16 protein-coding genes are annotated in these 22,903 nt (G+C 70.7%); 2 read left to right on the top strand and 14 right to left on the bottom strand.

What is annotated here, in order from left to right; genetic code table 11:
- Positions 1–13: 13 nt before the first annotated feature.
- Genes AC1DPN_RS08895 through AC1DPN_RS08885 form a run of 3 tightly spaced genes read right to left on the bottom strand, consistent with a single transcriptional unit; the run spans position 14 to position 1,990 of the window.
- Positions 14–967 (bottom strand): Ppx/GppA phosphatase family protein, encoded by a 954-nt coding sequence (locus AC1DPN_RS08895; RefSeq protein ID WP_477084371.1) that lies wholly within the window; start codon positions 965–967, stop codon positions 14–16.
- A gap of 42 nt (positions 968–1,009) precedes the next feature.
- Entirely contained in the window at positions 1,010–1,513 is a 504-nt protein-coding gene (locus AC1DPN_RS08890) for a DUF501 domain-containing protein (RefSeq protein ID WP_477084370.1), read from the bottom strand.
- Between the two features lie 27 nt (positions 1,514–1,540).
- Positions 1,541–1,990 (bottom strand): FtsB family cell division protein, encoded by a 450-nt coding sequence (locus AC1DPN_RS08885; RefSeq protein ID WP_477084594.1) that lies wholly within the window; start codon positions 1,988–1,990, stop codon positions 1,541–1,543.
- Positions 1,991–2,423: 433 nt separating this feature from the next.
- On the opposite strand from AC1DPN_RS08885, the gene AC1DPN_RS08880 reads away from it, so the two are divergent.
- Entirely contained in the window at positions 2,424–2,951 is a 528-nt protein-coding gene (locus AC1DPN_RS08880) for a hypothetical protein (RefSeq protein WP_477084369.1), read from the top strand.
- Positions 2,952–3,088: 137 nt separating this feature from the next.
- Here the strand turns inward: AC1DPN_RS08880 and eno are convergent, their stop codons facing one another.
- From eno to mfd, 6 genes are all read right to left on the bottom strand, one after another.
- Positions 3,089–4,369 (bottom strand): phosphopyruvate hydratase, encoded by a 1,281-nt coding sequence (eno, locus tag AC1DPN_RS08875; protein WP_477039879.1) that lies wholly within the window; start codon positions 4,367–4,369, stop codon positions 3,089–3,091.
- A 42-nt stretch (positions 4,370–4,411) separates the two neighbouring features.
- Complete coding sequence (gene pntB / locus AC1DPN_RS08870; protein WP_477084368.1) at positions 4,412–5,848, bottom strand: Re/Si-specific NAD(P)(+) transhydrogenase subunit beta; 1,437 nt, start codon at positions 5,846–5,848, stop codon at positions 4,412–4,414.
- A gap of 1 nt (position 5,849) precedes the next feature.
- Complete coding sequence (locus tag AC1DPN_RS08865; protein ID WP_477084367.1) at positions 5,850–7,403, bottom strand: Re/Si-specific NAD(P)(+) transhydrogenase subunit alpha; 1,554 nt, start codon at positions 7,401–7,403, stop codon at positions 5,850–5,852.
- Positions 7,404–7,462: 59 nt separating this feature from the next.
- Positions 7,463–8,089: a nucleoside triphosphate pyrophosphohydrolase gene (locus AC1DPN_RS08860; protein WP_477084366.1), complete on the bottom strand. Its 627-nt coding sequence runs from the start codon at positions 8,087–8,089 to the stop codon at positions 7,463–7,465.
- Positions 8,090–8,093: 4 nt separating this feature from the next.
- On the bottom strand, positions 8,094–8,678 hold the full coding sequence (locus tag AC1DPN_RS08855) for a hypothetical protein (protein ID WP_477084365.1): 585 nt from the start codon (positions 8,676–8,678) through the stop codon (positions 8,094–8,096).
- A 91-nt stretch (positions 8,679–8,769) separates the two neighbouring features.
- Positions 8,770–12,429, bottom strand: a complete 3,660-nt coding sequence (gene mfd, locus AC1DPN_RS08850; protein WP_477084364.1) for a transcription-repair coupling factor — start codon at positions 12,427–12,429, stop codon at positions 8,770–8,772.
- Positions 12,430–12,576: 147 nt separating this feature from the next.
- Between mfd and AC1DPN_RS08845 the strand changes: the two genes are divergently transcribed.
- Positions 12,577–13,557 (top strand): DUF6492 family protein, encoded by a 981-nt coding sequence (locus AC1DPN_RS08845; protein WP_477084363.1) that lies wholly within the window; start codon positions 12,577–12,579, stop codon positions 13,555–13,557.
- A gap of 10 nt (positions 13,558–13,567) precedes the next feature.
- Here AC1DPN_RS08845 and AC1DPN_RS08840 read toward each other — a convergent pair whose 3' ends face one another.
- The 5 genes from AC1DPN_RS08840 to AC1DPN_RS08820 all read right to left on the bottom strand — a co-directional run bounded on the left by AC1DPN_RS08840 (position 13,568) and on the right by AC1DPN_RS08820 (position 22,848).
- Entirely contained in the window at positions 13,568–14,029 is a 462-nt protein-coding gene (locus AC1DPN_RS08840; protein WP_477084362.1) for an FAD synthase family protein, read from the bottom strand.
- A gap of 141 nt (positions 14,030–14,170) precedes the next feature.
- A complete protein-coding gene (locus AC1DPN_RS08835) occupies positions 14,171–15,091 on the bottom strand; it encodes an acyltransferase family protein (protein WP_477084361.1) in 921 nt (306 codons plus the stop codon).
- Positions 15,092–15,526: 435 nt separating this feature from the next.
- Positions 15,527–17,281 (bottom strand): tyrosine-protein kinase domain-containing protein, encoded by a 1,755-nt coding sequence (locus AC1DPN_RS08830; protein WP_477084360.1) that lies wholly within the window; start codon positions 17,279–17,281, stop codon positions 15,527–15,529.
- Positions 17,247–18,617 carry a hypothetical protein gene (locus AC1DPN_RS08825; protein ID WP_477084359.1) on the bottom strand — a complete coding sequence of 457 codons (1,371 nt, stop codon included), beginning with the start codon at positions 18,615–18,617 and terminating at the stop codon, positions 17,247–17,249. The genes AC1DPN_RS08830 and AC1DPN_RS08825 overlap by 35 nt, the downstream gene beginning before the upstream one ends.
- An 88-nt stretch (positions 18,618–18,705) precedes the next feature.
- The gene (locus AC1DPN_RS08820) at positions 18,706–22,848 is read right to left on the bottom strand and encodes a LamG-like jellyroll fold domain-containing protein (protein WP_477084358.1); all 4,143 of its coding nucleotides are present in this window, start codon (positions 22,846–22,848) and stop codon (positions 18,706–18,708) included.
- Between the last annotated feature and the right edge of the window lie 55 nt (positions 22,849–22,903).

The following is a 22,903-nucleotide window of genomic DNA, read 5'->3' as shown; positions in this document are numbered from 1 at the left end:
GTCGCTCTCGGGTTCAGCGGGTCGCGACGCTCCACGCGATGCCGTCGAGGATGTCGTGCTCGGACGTGACGACGGACGTCAGCTCTCCCCCGGCCCGCGCCACGTCGTCGCGCACCCGGCTCACGACCTCGTGCCAGACGAGCGCGCCCGCGCCGATCACGTCGACCCGTCCGGGATGCATGAACGGCAGCCCCGCCCGCTCCGCGTGGTTCCGGGCCAGCAGGTCGTCGCACGCGGCCAGGACGTCGGCGACCGGCAGCACCGAGCCGTCGATCGCGTGCGGGTCGTACGCGGGCAGACCCAGCGCGTGCGCCGTCACGGTGGTCACGGTGCCGGCAAGCCCGACGAGCGTCACGGTCCGGTCGAGCGGCACGTAGGCGGAGGCGGTGTCCAGGGCCGCGCCGACGTCGCGTCGGGCGCGTGCGATCTCGTCGACGGTCGGCGGGTCGCCGTGCAGGTGCCGCTCGGTCATGCGGACGCAGCCGACGTCCATCGAGAACGCCGCCTCGACCGTGTCCGTGCCCAGCACCAGCTCGGTCGAGCCGCCGCCCAGGTCGACGACGAGGAACGGTCCGGGGTGCCGTCCGGCGAGGACCCCGGTCGCGCCCGTGAACGACAGCTGCGCCTCCTCGAGGCCTTCGACGACCTCCGGCTCCACGCCCAGCGCCTCGTGCACGCCGTTCACGAAGTCCGCGCGGTTCTCGGCGTCCCGCGACGCCGACGTCGCGACGAAGCGGACGGCCTCGACCCCGAGCGACATGCAGATGTCGTTGTAGCGGCGGGCGGCGTCGAGCGTCCGCTCGAGGGCCTCCGGGGCGATCCGGCCGGTGCGGTCGACGCCCTGACCGAGGCGGACCACCTCCATGCGCCGGTCCAGGTCCACCAGCGTGCCGGCGCGCGGATCGACGTCCGCCACCAGCAACCGGATCGAGTTGGTCCCACAGTCGATGGCAGCCACACGCGTCACGCCCCCATCCTCGCACCCACCCGGGTGCCGACGGACGGAGGGTCAGCAGGTGCAGCGGTCCGGGCGCCACTCGTCGCGGATGAGCTCGAGGACCTCGTCGCCGATCGGGTTGACGCCCGGGCCGGCGGCGAGCGCGTGACCGACGAGGACGTGCAGGCACTTGACCCGGTTCGGCATCCCGCCGGCGGAGATCCCCGCGATCTCGGGCACGTGACCGAGCTCCTCGCGGTCGGCCAGGTAGGCCTCGTGGGCACGGGCGTAGGCCGCCGCGAGCTCCTCGTCCTCGGCGAGGCGGGCCGTGAGCTCCTTCATGAGGCCGGTGGCCTCGCGGGTGCTGACGGCGGCGACCGCGGGCGGCGAGGTCAGGTAGTAGGTGGTCGGGAACGGGGTGCCGTCGTCGAGGCGAGGGGCCGTGCGCACGACGAGGGGGCGCCCGCAGATGCACCGGGCAGCGATGCCGACGACGCCGCGCGGCGGTCGCCCCAGCTGCTCGGCCAGGACGGCGATGTCCTCGTCGGTGACGGCGTCGAGAGGCGTGGGGGTCACGAAGTTCCGTTCCGGGTCGCGGGTGCGTCAGCCGCCCGCGGGTGGGGTCGACGACCCATTGTCGCCCGCGGCGGGGGCATCCGGCGCCTCGGACACCGGCGTCTCGCCCGCGACCTGCACCGACTCCCACACGGACGCGTACCAGGGCAGCGTCGCGCCCGTGTCGAGCGCGGCGGCCGGCCCCTCGGCGGTCACCGCGGCGTCGGGCACGGTCTCGGGGTCGATCACGTGGAAGGCCTTCTCGCCGGGCATCACGAACGACAGCCGCTCGCGCGCCTGCGCGGTCACGTAGGCGGGGTCGTCCCACCGGTCGAGCTCGGCCTGCAGGTCCTCGTTGCGCTCCTGCGCAGACGCGACCTGGGAGCGCAGCTGGTCGACGTCCGCCTTCTGCTGCAGGTACGAGCGCAGCGTCGGGTACACCAGGACGAACGCCAGCAGCAGCACGCAGCCGAACACCATCGCGCGGACCGTGAACATGCGCGGCACGCGCAGCTGCACCCGCTCGGCACGTGCGGTGCCGCGCGGAGGGGTCGGCGCTCCGCGGGTCGCCGGTCCCGTGCTGGCGGGCCGCGACGAGGACGCCGGGCGGGACGCCGTCGACGCGGGGCGCGGGGCCGCAGACCGGGTTCCTGACTCCCGCGGCGCAGCCGACCGCGCGGGTGCCGCCGACCCGGTGGCCGCGCGAGGCGTCGCACGCCGAGGCGGGGCGCTCGGGGACGCCGGGCGTCGAGGGGCGGACATGCGGTCGATTCTGCCTCGGCCCGAGCCGCGTCGGCCGGACCCCGCTCGCTACGGGCGCGCCGGGCCGCAGTTGACAGGTGCGGTACCCCGCTGGCTACGGTCAGGGCCGCCGCGCGGACGCTTCCCGTGCGAAGCCGCCCCGCGGCGGACCCCCGATGAAGGGCATCTCGTGACCTACGCCGCCGAACCCGTCGTCGCGGCCTACCTGCGCGACCTCGTGCGCTACCTCGGCGACGCCTCGCCGGCCGAGCGCGCCAACGTCCTCGGCGCCGTGGCGGACCAGATCGACGAGTCCGCCGCGATGCTGGGGCGCGCGCCGACGCAGGACGACCTGCAGTCCATCGTCACGAACCTCGGCCCGGCGCAGGACGTCGCGGCGAGCCGGTCGCGCACGGCGCTGCCGGTGGCGCCAGAGGTCGAGCAGCCCCGCAGGAGGCGCTCGCTCACCGACCAGCCCGTCGGGGTGGTCCTCGTGGTGCTCGTCGGCATCGGGCTCGGCCTGGTGCTGCCCCTGCTGGGCTGGATCGGTCCGGCCTCGATGCTGTTCCTGTCGGTCCTCGGGTTCATGCGTTCGCGCAACGACGACGAGTCGCACAAGGCCGGCTGGCGTACGTCGTACGTCGTCGCGGTGCCGGCCTTCGTCGTCTCCGCGTTCATCATGGTCGCGGCCCTCATGGCCTCGGCGTCGGACGCCTGACAGGTCCGACGACGACCGTGGGTACGACGAAGGCCGGCCACCGCGAGGTGACCGGCCTTCGTCGTCAGGACGCGAGCGTCAGCCCTTGAAGCGCGGGAACCCGGCCACCCGTCGGGGTGACCGGCCTCCGTGGCGCGTCAGCCCTTGAAGCGCGGGAAGGCGGAGCGGCCGGCGTAGACCGCAGCGTCGTCCAGCTCCTCCTCGATGCGCAGGAGCTGGTTGTACTTGTTGATGCGCTCGCCACGGGCGGGTGCACCGGTCTTGATCTGGCCGGCGTTCGTGGCCACGGACAGGTCCGCGATCGTCGTGTCCTCGGTCTCGCCGGAGCGGTGCGAGGTCATCGTCGTGAAGCCGCTGCGCTGCGCGAGCTCGACCGCGTCGAGCGTTTCGGTGAGCGTGCCGATCTGGTTGAGCTTGACCAGCAGCGAGTTGGCCGACTTGAGCTCGATGCCCTTGCGCAGGCGCTCCGGGTTGGTGACGAACAGGTCGTCGCCGACGATCTGCACCTTGTCGCCGATGGTGGAGACCAGGTGGCTCCAGCCCTCCCACTCGTCCTCGGACAGCGGGTCCTCGATGGAGACCAGCGGGTAGTCGGCCACGAGGGACTCGTAGTAGGCCGACATCTCCTCGTTGGAGAGCGCCTTGCCCTCGAACTGGTAGGCGCCGTCCTTGAAGAACTCGGTCGCGGCGACGTCGAGCGCGAGGCCCACGTCGACACCGGGCGTGAAGCCGGCCTTCTCGATGGCGACCAGGATCAGGTCCAGCGCGTCACGGTTGCTGGGCAGGTTGGGGGCGAAGCCACCCTCGTCGCCGAGGCCCGTGGACAGGCCCTTGCTCTTCAGCACGGACTTGAGCGAGTGGTAGATCTCCACGCCGGTGCGCAGGGCCTCGCGGTACGTGGTCGGGCCGAACGGCGCGACCATGAACTCCTGGATGTCGACGTTGGAGTCGGCGTGCGACCCACCGTTGAGGATGTTCATCATCGGGACCGGCAGCACGTGCGCGTTGGGTCCGCCGACGTAGCGGAACAGCGGCAGGTTGGCGGAGTCGGCGGCGGCCTTGGCCACGGCCAGGGAGACGCCGAGGATCGCGTTGGCGCCGAGCTTGCCCTTGTTGGCAGTGCCGTCCAGGTCGATCAGGGCGGCGTCGACGAGACGCTGCTCCGTGGCCTCGAAGCCGATGAGCTCGGGGGCGATCTCGTCGATGACCGCGTTCACGGCCTCCTCGACGCCCTTGCCCAGGTAGCGGGCGGAGTCGCCGTCACGGCGCTCCACGGCCTCGAACGCACCGGTCGATGCACCCGAGGGCACAGCGGCGCGAGCAATGGTGCCGTCGTCGAGAGCGACCTCGACCTCAACAGTGGGGTTGCCGCGCGAGTCCAAGATCTCGCGGGCGCCGACGGCCTCGATGCTGGCCATGGGAGAGCTCCTTCGACGAGCGGGTGGGTTTACGACCTCACCCTAGTGCCGCCCGGTGGCCGCCGAGTATGGACCTTCGGCCTTGGACAGATCGGGCCCGACCGCCAGCATGATCTGCTCGACCTGCTCCTTGGCGTCCCCGAACAGCATGGACGTGTTCTCGCGGAAGAACAGCGGGTTCTGCACGCCGGCATAGCCCGTGGCCATGGATCGCTTGAACACCACGACGTGAGCCGCCTTCCACACCTCGAGCACCGGCATCCCGGCGATCGGCGAGCTGGGGTCGTCCAGAGCAGCCGGGTTCACGGTGTCGTTGGCGCCGATGACGAGGACCACGTCCACGTCGCCCAGGTCGTCGTTGATCTCGTCCATCTCGAGCACGATGTCGTACGGCACGCGGGCCTCCGCGAGCAGCACGTTCATGTGCCCCGGCAGCCGTCCGGCGACCGGGTGCACCCCGAACTGCACGTCGATCCCCCGGGCCCGCAGCTTCTCGACGAGCTCCGCCACCGGGTACTGGGCCCGGGCCACGGCCATGCCGTAGCCGGGCGTGATGACGACCTTGCGGGCCGCCAGCAGGAGCTCGGCGGTAGCCGCCGCGGTGATCTCGTGGTGCTCGCCGAGCTCACCGTCCGACACCACCACGGTCCCTCCCTCGGTGCCGAAGCCGCCGAGGATCACGCTGATGAAGGACCGGTTCATCGCCTTGCACATGAGGTAGCTGAGGATCGCGCCGGACGACCCCACGAGCGCGCCGGTGACGATCAGCAGGTCGTTGCCGAGCATGAAGCCCGCCGCGGCGGCCGCCCACCCGGAGTACGAGTTGAGCATCGACACGACGACGGGCATGTCGCCGCCGCCGATCGAGGCGACCAGGTGCCACCCGAGGGCGAGCGCGACCGCCGTCATCAGCAGCAGCGGGAGCACGCCGTGCGTGGACAGGAACCACACCAGCAGACCGCCCGACGCCACGAGCATCGCGAGGTTGAGCCAGTTGCGGCCCGGCAGCATGAGCGGCGCCGAGCGCAGCCTGGTCGAGAGCTTGAGGTACGCGACGATCGACCCCGTGAACGTCACGGCGCCGATGAGCACGCCGAGGAACACCTCGACCAGGTGCGCCGGGTCCGCGGGCTCGGTCAGGAACGAGTTGTAGCCGACGAGCACCGCCGCGAGCCCGACGAACGAGTGCAGGATCGCGATGAGCTCGGGCATCTGCGTCATCTCGACCCGGCGTGCCTGCCACGTGCCGACGGTGGCACCCACGAGAAGCACGAGCAGGATGAGCCCACCGGTGACGGCCACCGGCCGCTCGGAGTGGCGCAGCGCGAGCCCGATCGTGGCGATCAGCGCGAGGGCCATACCGACCATGCCGGCGACGTTGCCGCGCCGGGCGGTCTCCTGCTTCGAGAGCCCCGCGAGGCTGAGCACGAACAGCAGCGCCGCGAGGAGGTAGACGGCCTGGGAAAGGGACGTGGGCATGTCAGACGTCCTTCCGGAACATGCGGATCATGCGGTTGGCGACGAGGAACCCGCCGAACACGTTGATGCTCGCGACCGATGCCGCGACGACTGCGAGCACGGTCACGAGCGCGCTGTCGTCGCCGATCTGGAGGAGCGCGCCGACCAGGATGATCCCGGAGATCGCGTTGGTCTGGGCCATCAGCGGGGTGTGCAGCGAGTGGCTCACGTTCGAGATCACGTAGTAGCCGACGATCACGGCGAGGGCGAAGACGGTGAAGTGCCCGATGAGCTCGGGCGGCGCGAACGAGATCCCGAGCAGCACGACGACGGCCACCAGCGCGAGGACGACCGAGCGCCGCTGCGAGCGACGCTGGGCCTCGGCGCGGGCCGTGGCTGCCGCGGCGGCGCGGGCCTCCGGCGTGGGCCCCGCCGTCGTGGGCGCTGCCGCCGACACCGCGATCGGAGGCGGCGGCCACAGGATCTCGCCGTCCCGGGTGACCACCATGCCCCGCTGGACCGGGTCGTCGAGGTCCAGCACGAGCTCGCCGTCCTTGCCGGGTGTCAGCAGCTCGAGCAGGTGGACGACGTTGGTGCCGAAGAGCTGCGACGTGTGCTGCGGCATCCGGCTGGTCAGGTCCGTGTAGCCGACGATCGTGACGCCGTTCTCGGTCACCACGGACTGCCCGGGGACCGTGAGCTCGCAGTTCCCCCCACCGGAGGCGGCGAGGTCCACGATCACGCTGCCTGGGCGCATCTGGTCGACCATCGCCCGCGTGATCGTCGTCGGCGCGTACCCGCGCACGAGAGCGGTCGTGATGACGATGTCGGCCTCGGCGGACTCGGCGGCGTAGAGCCGCTGAGTGAGCTCCTCCTGCTCGCGGGACAGCTCGCTGGCGTAGCCGTCGGCGCTGAGGGCCTGCTGCGCCGACGCCGCCTGGACGAACGTCGCCCCCATCGACTCGACCTGCTCACCCACCTCGGGCCGGACGTCGAACGCGCGCACCCGGGCGCCCATCGAGCCGGCAGCGCCGATGGCGGCCAGACCTGCGACGCCCGCACCGATCACGAACACCCGGGCCGGTGCCGTCTTGCCCGCCGCCGTCACCTGACCGGTGAACATGCCGCCGTACACCTGCGCCGCCTCGACGACCGCGCGGTAGCCGGCCACGTTGGACAGGGTGCTCAGGACGTCGAGCGCCTGCGCGCGCGAGACGCGCGGTACCGCGTCCAGCGCGAGGGCCGTCACGCCGCGTCCGCAGAGCTGCGCGACCAGCTCGGGGTTCGCGGCGGGCGAGAGCATCGCGACGAGCGTCGCGCCCGGCCGCAGAGCCTGCACCTCCCGCGGGGTGGGCGCCTCGACCTTGGCGACGAGGTCGCTGCCCCAGGCCTCTGCGGCGTCCCCGATCCGCGCGCCGGCGGCCTCGTAGGCCTCCGGCGAGAACGACGCGCCGTCACCGGCGCCGCGCTGCACCACCACCTCGTAGCCGAGGCCGACGAGGCGCGCCACCGTCGTCGGGGTCGCGGCCACGAGGCGCTCGCCCACCCGGTCTTCGGTCGGGATACCGATCCGCACATCTGCTCCTTCGTCGTCGGTCCGGAGGGGTGGCATCCGGTACGCACGTCACGTGCCGTTCAGGACCTGCCGGCGTCCTCCTGGGCGCGCAGCGTCAGCTCCCAGGCGGCGGCGGTCGTGCGCAGCGCACCCTCGGCGTCCACGCCCGTGGCGCGTGCCTCGAGCACGAGCGCCAGCAGGCGTTCGCCCAGGTCGCCCTCCCCGGGCGACAGCGCGCCGACCGTGAGTCCCGCACGTCCCGCACGGTCGGCGACCTTCTGCGCGCGGGCCAGCGCACCGAGTGCGAGCGGGATGCCGTCGAGCGCGGACTCCCGGGACTTCTCCGCGTTCTTCAGGGTGTCCCACTGCACGTGCAGGTCGGTCCGGACGTCGGCCGCCTCGAACACGTGCGGGTGCCGACGGACCAGCTTGGCGACGAGATCCGCGGCCACGTCGTCGACGTCGAACGGGTCGTCCGGGTCCTCCTGCGCGATGCGGGCGTGGAACACGACCTGGAGCAGCACGTCGCCGAGCTCCTCGCGCAGGGCGCCCCGGTCCCCGGACTCGATCGCCTCGACCAGCTCGTACGACTCCTCGAGCGCGTACGGGACGAGTGACTCGTGCGTCTGCTCCGCGTCCCACGGGCAGCCACCCGGCGAGCGGAGGCGGTCCATGACGCGCACGAGCTCGTGCAGCGCGTCGGTCACCGGATCAGGGGGTCGCGGACGGGCTGGGCGACGGTGCGTCGCCGGACTCGTCCGACTGGGGCGCGGCCTGGACGATCCAGGACCGCGGCGTGGCGGCGGACACGATGTTGCCGTCGCCGAGCGTGCCGAACCTCGGGTTCACCTCGACGTCGAGCTCGGCCCGTCGCTCGGCGAGCTCCTTGTCGACCGTCGCCTGGTCCGAGGCGTCGACGAGGGCGCGGTAGCCCGCGATGTACGTGCCGACGACCAGCGCCGGAGCGCTGAACGTCGGCTGGGCCTCGGGGTCGGCCGCCTGCGCGTCCGCCACCAGCGCGGCCTCCGCCTGCTCGGCCGAGGGCGCGACGCCCTGCTCCTCGGCCATCTGCGTGATCACCGGCTCGTCGATGAACGCGCCGATCACGCTGTCGGCGCCGATGCCCTGGTAGATCGGCCTCAGCTCGTCGTACGCGGTGGTGACGTCCGACACCGGGATGCCCGTTCCGTCCACGACCACGGCGGCGCCCGGCTCCCCGGCGCACGAGGACAGCACCAGTGCCGTAGCGAGCGCGACCAGCGCCCCCACCGTCGCGCGCTTCACATGCACCGTCACCGAGACCTCCTGCGTCGTCGCTCGTGGATCGGGGTCATCGTAGAGCCAGGTGCTGTCCTCGAAGACCACGGGGAGAGCACCGCCGACGCGTTCAGGCCCGCTTCGACCCCACGGTCGCCGCCGCGGAGACGTCCCCGCGCACGACGGCGTCGATGAACTGCCTGGCCCAGAGCATGACCTCGCGGCCCTGCACAGGCTTTCCCCCGATGCGTGCGGTCATCGGCCAGGGCACCAGCACCGTGCGCACCGCCGGCTTGAGGACCGCGCCCGGGTAGAGCCGCTTGAGCCGCAGCTGCGCCGACTCCGGCAGCTCGACCGGGGCGAACCGCACGAACCTGCCCTGGGCGGTGACGTCCGACAGTCCCGCCGCGCGCACGTGCAGCCGGAACTCGGCCACCTCGAACAGGTTGTCGACAGCCGCGGGCACCGGCCCGTACCGGTCGATGAGCTCTGCCCGCACCTCGCCGAGGGTCGCGCCGCTGAGCGCCGCCGCGATCTTGCGGTACGCCTCCAGGCGCAGCCGTTCGTGCGCGATGTAGTCGTGCGGGATGTGAGCGTCGACCGGCAGCTCGATGGTGACGTCCGGAACCTCTTCCTCCACGTCGCCTCGGAAGTTCGCCACCGCCTCGCCGACCATGCGGATGTACAGGTCGAAGCCGACGCCCTCGATGTGACCCGACTGCTCGCCGCCCAGCAGGTTGCCGGCGCCGCGGATCTCGAGGTCCTTCATGGCGACGGCCATCCCGGCGCCGAGGTCCGTGTTCGCGGCGATCGTCTGCAAGCGGTCGTGGGCCGTCTCCGTCAGCGGCTTCTCGGGCGGGTACAGGAAGTACGAGTACGCGCGCTCGCGCCCGCGGCCCACACGACCGCGCAGCTGGTGGAGCTGCGACAGGCCCAGCAGGTCGGCACGCTCGAGTATCAGGGTGTTGGCGTTCGAGATGTCGAGGCCCGTCTCGACGATCGTCGTGCAGACCAGCACGTCGAACCGCTTCTCCCAGAAGTCGACGATGACCTGCTCGAGCTGGTGCTCGTTCATCTTCCCGTGCGCGACCGCGACCCGGGCCTCCGGGACGAGCTCCATGAGCCGCGACGCCGTGCGCTCGATCGAGTCGACCTTGTTGTGCACGTAGAACACCTGGCCCTCGCGCAGCAGCTCACGCCGGATCGCGGCGGTGATCTGCTTCTCGTCGTACGCGCCGACGAACGTGAGCACCGGGTGACGCTCCTCGGGAGGCGTGGCGAGCGTCGACATCTCGCGGATGCCCGTGACCGCCATCTCGAGCGTGCGAGGGATCGGGGTCGCGCTCATGGCGAGCACGTCGACGTTGGTGCGCAGCGCCTTGAGGGTCTCCTTGTGCTCGACGCCGAACCGCTGCTCCTCGTCGATGACGACCAGGCCGAGGTCCTTGAAGCGGACCTCCCCCGTGATGAGCCGGTGCGTGCCGATCACGACGTCGACCGACCCGTCACCCAGGCCGGCCACGACCTCCTTCGACTCCTTGGCGCTCTGGAACCGGCTCAACGCCTTGACCGTCACCGGGAACGCGCTGTACCGCTCCTGGAACGTGTCGAGGTGCTGCTGCACCAGGAGGGTCGTCGGGACGAGCACGGCCACCTGCTTGCCGTCCTGGACGGCCTTGAACGCCGCACGCACCGCGATCTCGGTCTTGCCGTAGCCGACGTCACCGCAGACGAGCCGGTCCATCGGGATCGGCTTCTCCATGTCGGCCTTGACCTCGTCGATCGTCGCGGCCTGGTCCGGCGTCTCCACGTACGCGAACGCGTCCTCGAGCTCGCGCTGCCACGGGGTGTCGGGCGAGAACGCGTGACCCGAGGTCGCCATGCGTGCGCTGTACAGCCGGATGAGCTCCGCGGCGATCTCCTTGACCGCCTTCTTCGCGCGCCCCTTGGTCTTGGCCCAGTCGCCGCCGCCCATCTTCGACAGGCTCGGCGCCTCGCCGCCCACGTACTTGGTCACCTGGTCGAGCTGGTCGCTGGGCACGAAGAGACGGTCTCCGGGCTGGCCGCGCTTGCTGCTCGCGTACTCGATCACCAGGTACTCGCGGGTCGTCGCGTTCGGACCCGTCCCGATGGTGCGCTGCACGAGCTCGACGAACCGGCCGACGCCGTGCTGCTCGTGCACCACGTAGTCGCCGGGGCGCAGCTGCAGCGGGTCGACGACGTTGCGCCGACGGCTCGGCATCCTGCGCATGTCGCGCGTGCTGGTGCCCGCGCGACCGGTCAGGTCGGACTCGGAGAGCACCGCCAGGTGCAGCGGCTCGGCCACGAACCCGGGCCCCACGGGGGCGGGCACGACGAGAACCACTCCCCCCTCGGGCTCGTCCTGGATCGTCGCGACGAGCCGGGCCGGGACCTCGGCGGCCTTCAGCTGCTCGACCATCCGCTGGGCGGGACCATGCCCCTCGGTGGCCAGCACGAGCCGCCAGCCCGCCTGCTGCAGGGCGCGGACGTCCGCCACGGCGCGGTCGACCTCGCCGCGGTAGCGGTCGACGTCGCGCGCGGTGATCACGACGGTGCGCGCGGTCGCCGCCAGGTCGTCGGCCATGCCCGCCAGGTCCGCGGGCGCCCGGTTGCGGGCCGTCGTCCGGCCGTCCGCGGTCGCGGCGGCGTCGACCGCCTCCGCCGCCGCGTCCGCGTCCAGCGTGAACGGGCTCAACGTCCACCAGCCCAGGCCGCGCACCGCCGCGAGACCGCGCACCTCGGCGAACGACGCGAAGCTCGCAGCCGACAGGTCGAGCGGGGTCGCGGCGCCTGCCGCCGCGGACGTCCACGCAGCCTCGAGGAACTCGTGCGTCGTGGCGACGAGGTCGTGCGCGCGACGCCGGACCCGCTCGGGGTCGACGAGCACCAGCAGGCTGTCGTCGCGCACGAGGTCCAGCACGGGCACCATGCGGTCCACGAGCACCGGGGCGAGCGACTCCATGCCCTCGACCGCCATGCCCTGGCCGAGGCGGTCGAGCATGTCCGTGGCGCCGGGTAGCTGCGGGATGAGCTCGACCGCACGTGCGCGCACCGCGTCCGTCAGCAGGATCTCCCGGCACGGCGGCGCCCAGACCCCGTGCTCGGCCACCTCGAGGCTGCGCTGGTCAGCGACCGAGAACCAGCGGATCTCCTCGACGTCCTCGCCCCAGAGCTCGATGCGCAGCGGGTGGTCCTCCGTGGGCGGGAACACGTCGATGATCCCGCCGCGCACCGCGAACTCGCCGCGTCGCTCGACCATGTCCACGCGCGTGTACGCAGCACCGGCCAGCTGCTCGGCCAGGACGGCCAGGTCGACCCGGTCGCCCGTGCGGACCGACACCGGCTCGAGGTCGCCCAGCCCGGCGACCACCGGCTGCAGCAGGGCACGGACCGGGACGACGAGCACGCGGATCGGCCCCGCGTAGCCCTGGCCCTCCGGGTGCGCGAGCCGCCGGAACACCGCGAGCCTGCGTGCCACCGTGTCGCTGCGCGGCGAGAGCCGCTCGTGCGGCAGCGTCTCCCACGCCGGCAGGACGGCGACGTCGTCCGCGGGCACGTAGCAGCGGATCGCGGCCGCCAGCTCGTCAGCGTCCCGGCCGGTCGCCGTGACGACGACCAGGGGCCTGCGCTGCGCCAGGGCGGCCAGCAGCGGCGGGCGGACGCCGGCGGGTCCGACGACGTCGAGCTCGCCACGGGCACGCACCGAGTCGACCGCCTCGGACGCGGCGGGATCGGCAAGGAGGGCAGGAAGCAGACCGGTAAGGTCCATGGGGTCCTCGGGGTACGGGCTGGAGGGCAGCAGAATCGCCCCAGATCCGTCGGATCCGGGGTGCTCGAACAGTCTACGAGGCACCACCGACGGGCTAACCTCGGACGACCTCTGCCGGCCGCGGACCGCCCCTGGAGAAGACGCATCGTGGAACCTCTCACCGTCGTGACCGTCTGCTTCGAGGCGGAGCTCCAGATGGTCGAGCTGCAGGCCCGCTCGCTCGGCCGGTACCTGGACCCGGAGCACGTCACGTCCGTGCTGCTGCTCGACAACACCCGCTCGGGGCTCCCGGCGGCGTTCGTCGACCGGCTGCTGCCCACCTACGGCCCGCTGGCCGACCGAGTCCGGGTGCTCCGGGCGCAGGACGTGGCGACGCTGCCCTCCGCGGCCGGGTGGCGCACGCAGCAGATCCTCAAGCTCGAGATCGCTCGACAGATCACCTCGCCGCGGTACGTGACGCTCGACGCGAAGAACCACCTGGTCGCGCCCGCCCGCCCGGACTTCTTCGAGGCCGCCGACGGGCGGGTTCTCGTCGCGTCGTACAGCTACGCGACGCACCCGCTGCAGCCCTCGCTCCGGCACGTCCTGACCTACCTGGGCCTGGACCCCGCGCCGTACGTCGACCACTTCCCCGCGACGGTCACGCCCTACGTGCTCGAGACGGACGCCGTGCTCTCGCTCCTGGACGGCCTCGCCCCCGGGCGGTCGTTCGCCGACGAGTTCGCCCGCAACGACCTGACCGAGTTCTTCCTGTACGCCGGGTGGTTGCTCAAGCAGGGGACGCTCGAGGAGCGCTACGACCTGTCCGGCGCCGCGTCACCGGTCGTCTGGCCGGGAGGCGCGACCGCGGAGGGGATCGAGCGCACCCTGGCCGTCGCCCGAGAGGGCCGGTCGCCCTTCTTCTCGGTGCACCGCAACGCACTGCCACGTCTCGACGCTGCGGCGTCGTCCGCGCTGGTCGCCTTCTGGGTGGAGCGCGGCCTGGTCGGCAGCGCCGACGAGGGCGCGACAGTGCTCAGGACCATGGCCGAGCAGCAGCACGCCCACACCCCCAGGCGGACCCTGCGGGACGTGCCGCGCCTCGCACGCGTGGCGACGCGACGAGCGCTCCGCCGGTTCGGTCACTGACCCCGGAGGGTCAGACCATCTCGCTCGCGTAGTCGTGCGTCGCACCGTCGACACCGTCGAGCGTCAGCAGGGCGCGGCGCAGGGCGGTGCTCGACGTGTGCACCGTGTACGGGAAGTAGACGACCTCGACGCCGACCTCGGCGAAACGCTTCTCGAGGTCGATCCCCTTGGCCGTGCCGCGCCAGTCGTCGCCCTTGAAGAAGACGTCGAACGGGAGCACCCGCCAGGTGTCGAGCTTGTCCAGGAGTGTCTCGGCGTGGACCTGGTCGACGTAGGAGATGTGGCTGACGATCTCCATGCGCTCGTGCAGCGGGACGACGGGACGGCGCCCCTTCGTCACCTCGAGCACCGCATCGTCGACGACGCCCGCGATGAGGTAGTCGCAGTGCGCCTTCGCGTGCCTCAGGATGTTCAGGTGTCCGACGTGGAACAGGTCGTATGCACCAGGCGCGTAGCCGACGATCCGCGACACGTGACCTCCAAGGTTTCGCAGTCCAGTGCCCGCGCCTTTGGGGACCGCAGGTGCGCCAGGACGCGCACCTCGCTCAATGTAGGACAGAACCGTGCACATCGGACATCGGCGAACGGGCGAAAGGTCCGGACAGCAGCGGATTCACCCGCTCGAGGCCGAGAGAGCAGTCTTGTCACCGCTCGGCCGGCGGCGTCCCTTCAGCCGTAGGGCCGGGCGCTCCACGAGAAACCAGCTCGCTGCCGCGACCGGGAGCGTGACGACGATTGCCAGACCCGCGAAGAGCGCCATCGGTAGCACCGCGAGACCGACGCACGCGAGGAGCTGTTGCAGCGGGAAAGCGTACACGTAGGTGCCGTAAGAGATGTCCTGTGTGAAGCGCCACCGCGGAGCCGTCATCATCGACCCGACTCCAATCGCGCAGTACGCCACTAGAGGCGCGGCGACCAGCCGGTAGTCGGCCAGGAACGCCGCCGGGACGAGCAACAGCGCCGCCCACATGACGTATCGCCACCGGACACGGATCCTGTCCGCGAGCACCAACAGCAGCGCGCCCGCGGTGAACATGAGCCCGAAACGCGCCGCCATCCGGAACTCGTACCGCTCTACCAGGTCGAGCGTGACAGCCAACTCGGCGCACCAGAACAGGGCGAACAAGGCGACAATCGTCGCGCGACTGCGCCGTAGGAGACCAACTAGGCCGACCGCGGCGATCCCCAGATAGCAGAGCGCCTCCCACCACAGCGTCCAGATGGATCCGTTCCACACCCCAGGAAACGGTACGTCGGTCGGGGTCCCGGCGATCCCGTACTCCTGGACACGCAGCAGCGAGTTCACCAGCACGTAGTGCAACGAGTCGGCCACGGCGATCGTCTGCCCCTGGGCCCGGACGGCGAGCGGGGCGATGACGAAGGCCGTGACGGCAAGACACACGTAGAACGCCGGCAGGATCCGCAGTACCCGCGCCCGCAGGTACGAGCCGAGCCGAGGGTTGCGCAGCCAGCTTCGAGTGATTAGGAAGCCTGAGATGGCGAAGAAGGCGTCGACCCACAGACTGCCGCCCACCTGGCGCACCGGCGCCCAGGGGACATCCGTGCCTGTGAGCGGTGCCGAGTGCCAGACGATGACGGCGACCGCGAGGCCGAGTCGGACCGCGTTGAGACCGTTGCGTCGGGGTTCGAACTGCTCAGCCAGTGTCGGAGCGGCGGCACGCCGTGCGCTCGGTGACGGGTCATCGACGAGCAGCGCCTCGGGCTGGAGCGCCGCATCCTGATCGGCAGCCATGGCGGTCCCAACGGGCGCGTCACCGCCAGGTCCGGACACGTGACCTCCCAGGTTCGTGAGATGTATGCCCACGCCTACGCGGACCGGAACGTCGCGCGACGTGCGCAGCGCCCGATCAATGTAGGACAGAACGGTCTACATCGGACATCGCGGTGTGGGCGAAACCTGCCATCTCGACCCCGGATTCACCCGGTGGGCGCCGTTTCCCAGCCTCCTTCAGCCGACGTGCTCGCTGGTCGGAAGCGAGCGCGACGATTCGGACCCTTCGTAACTCTCAAGGCCGTCAACGGATGTCGCGGGGGTGCGCTGCTCGTCGACTCCGATGTTCGTGTCGACGGGAGGTTCTGTGCCTGCGGGCGGCTTCGTGTCGAGGGGAAACTCCGTGTCGGCATTCCCCTTCGTGTCGACGGGAGGCTTCGTGTCAGCAGGAACGTCCGCGTCTCCTGGAACTGCTGCATCGATGGGAGCCCCCACGTCTACAGGAAGAGCCGACGGCACACCATCCGCAGCAGGAGCAGCGGAGATGCTCGTCGGCTCCTCCACCGGTGGCCACGCGATCCACGCAGTCTCAGGCGTAACCTCGCGGACCGCGGCTTGACGTGCAGCCTTGCGGTGCCGCTTGGGCCGGGCGGCAGCATGACGCTCGTACGAGTAGCTGTCTGCGGCCGCGACCTTGGCCCGGTTCAGGACGGAGCCAACAATCTTGCCACCGCCGAGTCGGACCGAGTCCACGGCCTTGCGCAGCTGCGCGCGGCGGACCCTCGAGGCATCGACGACAAGTAGAAGGCCGGTCGCCATGCGCGAGATGACGACGGCGTCCGCCACCGGCAGGAGCGGCGGGGCGTCGATGATCACCGTGTCGAAGTTCTCGGCAGACCACTCCAGCAGCTCCTCGAACTCCCGCGAGGTCAGGAGCTCGCTCGGATTGGGCGGGATGGCGCCCGACGCGAGGACGACGAGCCCGGAGACGACGGGCTGGGAGACCTCGTCGAAGGTCGCGCGTCCGACCAGAATCTCGGTCAGTCCGACCGCTTCCTCGATCCCCAGCTGACCGGCTACCGTCGGGCGCCGCAGGTCGGCGTCGATGAGGAGCACCTTGTCACCTGCGGCCGCGAAGGACGCGGCAACCCGGATTGACGTGTATGACTTGCCCTCGCCCGCGAGCGCGGAAGAGAACACGAAGGCCTTGGGGACGCCGACCCGACCGATCATCTGAAGGTTGGTGCGGATCCGCCGGATCTCCTCCGCCTGCGGCCCACCGGACAGCACGGACTCAATGGGGCCACCGGGACTCGCTCGGCGATCCGATCGGAGTGTGCCAATAACCGGGACCCCGACTGCCTGGACGACGTCCTCGGGCCGGCGGACGCGGGTGTCGAGCACCTCTCGCAGGTACGCGGCGATGAGGCCGAGGAGCAGACCTGCGAAGAGGGCGGCCACGACATTGCGCTTGGTGTTCGGCGCGATTGGGTACACGGGGGGCTGCGCCTCGTCGACGATGGTCGCCTGAACCGTCGCCTCACCTTTGTCGCTCGCCGGGGCAAGGCTCTCGATGACCTTGGCCGTGCTCTGCGCGACCGAGTTCGCCAAGGCAGCCGTGGCCTCGGGGTTCGTGCCCGTCGCCGACACCGTGAGGATCGAGGTGGTCTGCGGCGTGGACGCCGCGATCCGTCGACCCAGCTGCTTGGCGTTTGTGTCTAGCTCGAGGTCGTCGATCACTGGGTTCAGGACGATGGGCAGGGTCGTCAGCCGGGCGAACGAGAGCATCTGTCCCTGGGTGTAGCTAGATCCCTGGTTCAGGTCCGAGGCCGTGTCGCCGGTCGTGAGCGCGACGTAGAGGCTCGCGGACGCTCGGTACACCGGCGTCGCGCTCAACGACAGGTACCCGACTGCGCCCGACAGGAGCAGGGCCGGGAGCAAGACCCAGACCCAGTGCTTACGCGCGGCCGCCAGGAAGTCGACCAGTGACACCTGAACTCCTCTCGACGCGCGGCAGACCATCGATTGAATCATCCCGATGTGTCCGTACGCGCCCAACTGTCACCCGATCAGCGGGTGGTTCTTTCTCAGCCGTCGAGTCAGGAGCTCGCACCAGCAGAACCGTCTGCGCCACAGCGAGCCCGACGACAAACCAGAAGAACGTCGTGAACTGGGTGATGAATGCCACGCTCGTCAGCCCTGGGATCACGGCAATTACGCTGATCAGCGCCGCACTGCGGTAGCCGCGGACAAGGGCGACGATCGCCCCGATCGCTCCGCCGAGCAGGACAAGCAGAGGGAGGATCCCTATGTTGAGCCCGACCAGGATCATTGCGCTGTCGATCGACTCGAACGACCCATAAGTCGTGGTGCCGCTGGCATCGCGCGACGACGATGCCGACTGCCCGATCCAGCTCATCGCGGGGATCAGCGCGGTGATCCTGCCCCGGTACTCGGCGCTGCCCTCCGCCTCCTGACCGGCATCGGAGAACACCCCACTTGTGAACGGGACGGCGAAGGCCACGCCCACGACGAGGAACGCGACGGTCCACGCCCAGAAGCGTTTGGAGACCGAGTTCCGCAGCGCCGTCAGGCACAGCGCGATCGCGAGCGCGCTGCACCCCATCCCGATCCTGCTGATCGTGAGCACGGACGCCGTTCCCACCAGCAGCAGGATGACCGCCTTCAGAGCCTCCGGCACCTTGCTGGTCCACACGAACGGCACAGCGAGAGCGAGCGAACCGCCCAGCGCGATCGAGTGGCCGAACGCTCCTTCGGCGCGCACGACTCCGCCGCGGACCTGCTCGCCGCTCCAGCGCGCGTAGGAGTCGTTGCCCGCGTGCAGCACGGAGAAGAGGTTCTCGGAGGTCACGAACTCGACGATCGCGAGCACGGCCACCACGCCAAAGAACAGCGCGATGCACGTCGCCACGAAATCCGCATCGATGCGCGCCCCGGCAATCCGCCCGGCGAGGTATGGGATTCCCCAGCCAACGACAACCGCGAAGGTCTGGACGAGGTCGATATAGCCCGCGATGAAGCAAATGACCACCGCGCCGACCACCAACGTCATTGCGCCGTCGAAGGTCCGCAGCGGAATGTGGTCACCGCGCCAGAGCGCCACAACCATCACCACCGCGACGAGCGTGAGGGGCGTGAGGAAGACCTTGAGGGTGACGCCGAGCCATGGCGGAACGAAGCACAGCATCACGACCAGTGCGACGAGCCCCCACTGCGGACGTGCCCGCACGGCAACCGCCAGCGCCAGGCCGAGGGCGGCAAGAAGCAGCAAGAACGTCATCGAGTCGATCTCACCCGCCGCTGGCATCTGGGCTCCTCACGGCAGGGACAAGTTGCGTCAGTGTACGTTCGGCAGGGCGTCTAGTACCCAAGTCGAGCGTCGACCGCGCTTCTGCCTATGCAATGCCGCGCGCGGTCACGTCGTCCCAGATGAACAGGATCGGACCGTTGGTCGTGGCGGATGGAGAGTAGCCGCCGATCCCGATCCCGCCCGGGACCTGGAGCTCAGGCGCCGAGTCGGTGGCCGTGATCTGCCACGCGCCCGGTTCAGGCTGCCCGGAGATCCACACCTTCGCGCGGACCGTCGTCGGCGAGACGCCCTGAGCCTGCAGGCGCAGGTTGAGCTTCTGGCCGGGCACGTAGACGGTCCCCGGCAGCGACACCGTCGCGAGGCTCGTCTCGACCCCCGCGATCCTGCGCTGGAGCTGCACGGACACGGCGCCTGTCGTCGCGTACCGAACGTTCAGGTAGTAGTCGGTGTTCGTGCCGACCGTTCGTGCGGCCAGGAACGCGCGGGCGACTCCCGCGTCGGAGAGGTGGTCGAGCGTGACGTTGACCGTGACGTCAACGTCCTGCTGCACGATCGGCAGCCGGGCTCGAGGCGTGGATCCCGGTCCGACCGAGACCCGGCCCGCGTTCGCCTGCACCGTAAACAGCGTCGCCGAACCTGTCAGGCCCCACGTCCCGCCGAAGTCGGCGGTCCCCCAGCCGCTGGCCGACGTGCGCGTGAACGTGTCAGTGCCGAAGACCGGCGGCCCGGCCGGAGCCGTCACCGTGACCTGTGCGCTGGTGCTCGCGGTGCCGCCGTTGTTGTCGGTGACCGTCAACCCGATCGTGTACGTCCCGTCGGCCGGGAAGGTGTACGACGAGGTCACACCGGTACCGGTGCCGCTCGGCCCGAAGGTCCAGGCATAGGACGCGATCGTGCCGTCCGGGTCGTCGGACGCCGAGGCGTTCACGCCGACCGTCCGGCCGTCGGCGCCGACCGACGTGGTGAACGACGCCGTCGGGAGCACGTTGGCCGCCGAGAGGTTCGCGGTCTTGGTCAGCGTGCCCGTGACACCGTCGTCGTCGGTCACCGTCAGCGTCACCGCGTGGTTGCCCGCTGTCGTGAAGGTGTGGTCCGTCACCGGACCGGACGCCGTCGCGCCGTCGTCGAACGCCCAGGCGTAGGACACGATCGACCCGTCGTCGCTCGACGTCGAGGCGTCGACGTGCACGCTCAGGTTCGTCGGCGTCAGCGAGAACGCCGCGACCGGCGGGTTGTTGACGGTGTTGGTGCCCAGCTGGAAGTGCTGCAGCACGACCGACGCAGGCAGAGCGGTGGAGTACACGGCGGCCTCGTCGATCGAGCCGCTGAACCACGGCTGCGGACCCCAGGTGGTGTCACCACCGACGCGCCAGAAGCCCGTGTACACCTGCGCCCCGCTCTGCGGGTTCGAGGCCCGCAGCGCGCCGTCCACGTAGAGCTTCATGCCGTCGGCGGCCTGCGTCGCGACCATGTGGTGCCACTGCCCGTTGTTGTACGCCGACGGCGTGGTGATCGTGGTGGTGGCAGAGGCGCCGGTGCGGACTCCGAACGTGAGGCGCCCGTCGGTCCCCATGTACACGTGCCGGTCGTAGGTGGCCGACACCCCGGTGTTCGCACTGCCGAAGCCGATCAGCTTCCCGCCGTTGGTCGTCGTCGTCCTGAACCACAGCTCCTCGGTGTAGACCCGCGGGCTCGAGAGGCTCGCCTTCGAGACGACGAAGTTGTTCGCGGAGCCCGAGAACGAGACCGCGGTGTTCGCCACCGAGGCCAGGGCGCCCGGGACGTTCTTGGTGACCGTGCCGACGTACCACCCGTCCGACGGCCACGGGCCCGCGCTCGCGGCCGTGGAGCCCGACGACTCACCGAGACGCCAGTAGACCTCGGGGGCGTCGCCGCTCTGCCCGAACACCGCTGCGCCGTACGCGTCCGCCGGGGCCGCCGGGAACGTCGACGCACGCCCGGACTTCACCCAGTGCGCGTTGATCGTCGCCGCAGGAAGAGCCGAGGGGTAGATCGCGACGTCGTCGATCGAGCCGTTGAAGTAGGCGGCACCGGACCAGGACGAGTCACCACCGATCCGCCAGTAGCCCGAGTACGGCTGGGCGGACGTCGTGTCCGTTCGCAGCGCCACGCGCCGACCGTCGACGAAGAGCTTCTCGCCCGACGGGCTCAACGTGCCGACGACGTGGTGCCACGCGCCGTCGTTGTACGACGCGGGCGACGTGACGATCCGGCTGGCGCCCGGGTGCACCCCGAAGGACACGCGACCGCTGGTGTCCATGTAGATGTGCCGGTCGTAGTTGTTGCTCAGGCCCGTGTTCGCGTCGCCGAAGCCGACGATCTTGCCGCCGGCCGTGGTCGTCGTCTTGAACCACGCCTCGACGCTGAACACCTGCGGGCCCGGGACGGTCGTCTGGGTCGCCGCCATGCCCGAGCTGCTCCCGGAGAAGGTCGACGCCGTGTTGGAGTCGGCGCCGATCGCGCCGGCAGCACCGCGCGTCACACCTGTGCCGGCGACCGCGTTCGCGCCACCCGCCCAGTCCTCGACCGTCGTCCCCGAGGGCTCACTGAGCCGCCAGAACGCCGAGGCGCCGTCCTGCAGCACCGCCGCGCCGTACTGGCTCAGCACGTAGCTGTTGTTGACGTTGACCGAGACCCACGGGCTCCTGGCGACGTTGTTGAACGGGTCGGTCGCCGTCACCCGGTACTGCTGGGTCGTCCCGGCGGGCGCGTTCATGTCCGTGAAGGCCGTCAGCTGCGGCTTCCAGAACGGCGTCTTGATCGTCACGACCTGCAGCGGGGTCGAAGCCTCCGTGCCGCGGTAGAGACGGTAGGTGAGGGTCTCGTTGTCGCGGTCCCAGTTGGACCGGTACGCGACGTGCACCTGACCCTTGATGTGCGAGCTGACCGTCGGCGTCCAGTTCGCGCCGGAGAGCATCGGCCCCTGCTTGTTGGGTGCCTTGCTCGAGACGGCGAACCGTACGAGGCCCTGCTGGGCTCCCCCGTTGACGGCCGGGAACTCGCCGCCGTACACGATGTAGTCGTCGTTGCCCGTGACGCTCCAGCCGGCCTGGCCCTGGCCCGTGAACTGGCCCGTGGTGAACGTCGGATAGAAGTTGAGCAGCGTCGGGGCAGGCTCACCGTCGTGGTCGGGGTAGCCGTAGATGTCGGGCGTGTTGATCCCCGTGGCCACCTTCGTGAACGCGGTGGCGTGGTACATCGTCCACGGGTTGGTCTGCGGGAAGCCGCCCATGTTGCCGCAGTAGTGCTCGTGGCTCGAGACGTACACGACGCCGCCCACCGGGAACGACGAGTAGCTGTCGCCGTGGCAGTCCGCGACCCAGATGAGCGCCCCCGTCGTCGCGTCGATCCGGAACGGGCCCTCGGAGTTGCCGCCGCCGCCGAAGTGGTAGCTGGTGCCGTAGATGCCGGTCGCGTCCGCGTACAGGCTCGTGATGCCGGAGTCGTCTCCAGCATTGCGGATGTAGTTGTTCGCCGGGAACGAGACCGGCGCACCCGTCGTCGGGTTCACCGAGCCGAGCCCGTAGAACGGGCTGCCGCTGAGGTTGGTGAACCGGCCGCCGACCGCGACGCGTTGCCCGTCCGTCGTGACCGCGAGGGCGGTCACCGGGGCGTTGGCGTCGGCGACGAACGACGTGAGGACGCCCGTCGTGCCGTTCAGCGCGGCCAGGTACTTGCGGGGCACCAGCGTGCCGCCGGTCGTGCTCGCGACGGTCTGGAAGTTGCCGCCGACGAAGACGGTCGTGTCGGAGGCCGCGATGGCGAGACCCGCCGACGCGAGGGTGGGCTTGAAGCCTGCGATGATCGCGTTGTTGGACGTGGTGAAGGCCGCGATCCGCACGTGGTAGACGCCGTCGACCCTGCTGAAGTCACCCGTGATGTAGATCTTGGACCCGTCCGGGGAGCGCGTGATCGAGCGCACCTGGCCGTCGGTCACAGGTGCCCACGGGAGGAGCTGCCCGGTGCTGATGCTGAACGCCAGCAAGTTGCTCCGCAGGACCGTGTTGACCCCTGCCGGCGAGCCCGCCGGTCGCGCGTTGGTGAAGCTTCCCGCGGCGTAGACCGTGTCACCGACGACGGTCTGCGACCACACCACACCGTTGATCTGAGGCGCGGGCAGCGCGTCAGCCGCCACGGTGGGCGGCGAGGCGGGGTCCGACGGGTCGGTCGGGGCCGTGTCGGCCTGGGACGACGTGCCGAGCCCCATGCCAAGCAGTCCTGCCGTCGCCACGATGGCAACGACACGTCTGGTGATGAGCCTC

This window comes from Cellulomonas sp. P4_H4, assembly GCF_056400865.1.
Note: the sequence above shows the minus strand (reverse complement) of the source record. Positions and strands in the feature narration are given on the sequence as shown.

Bases quoted from the DNA above. Each gene is read 5' to 3' on its own strand.
- AC1DPN_RS08885 (WP_477084594.1), bottom strand. From the start codon at position 1,990: ATGTTCACGGTCCGCGCGATGGTGTTCGGCTGCGTGCTGCTGCTGGCG.
- eno (WP_477039879.1), bottom strand. From the start codon at position 4,369: ATGGCCAGCATCGAGGCCGTCGGCGCCCGCGAGATCTTGGACTCGCGC.
- pntB (WP_477084368.1), bottom strand. From the start codon at position 5,848: ATGCCCACGTCCCTTTCCCAGGCCGTCTACCTCCTCGCGGCGCTGCTG.
- mfd (WP_477084364.1), bottom strand. From the start codon at position 12,429: ATGGACCTTACCGGTCTGCTTCCTGCCCTCCTTGCCGATCCCGCCGCG.
- AC1DPN_RS08825 (WP_477084359.1), bottom strand. From the start codon at position 18,617: ATGCCAGCGGCGGGTGAGATCGACTCGATGACGTTCTTGCTGCTTCTT.
- AC1DPN_RS08820 (WP_477084358.1), bottom strand. From the start codon at position 22,848: ATGGGGCTCGGCACGTCGTCCCAGGCCGACACGGCCCCGACCGACCCG.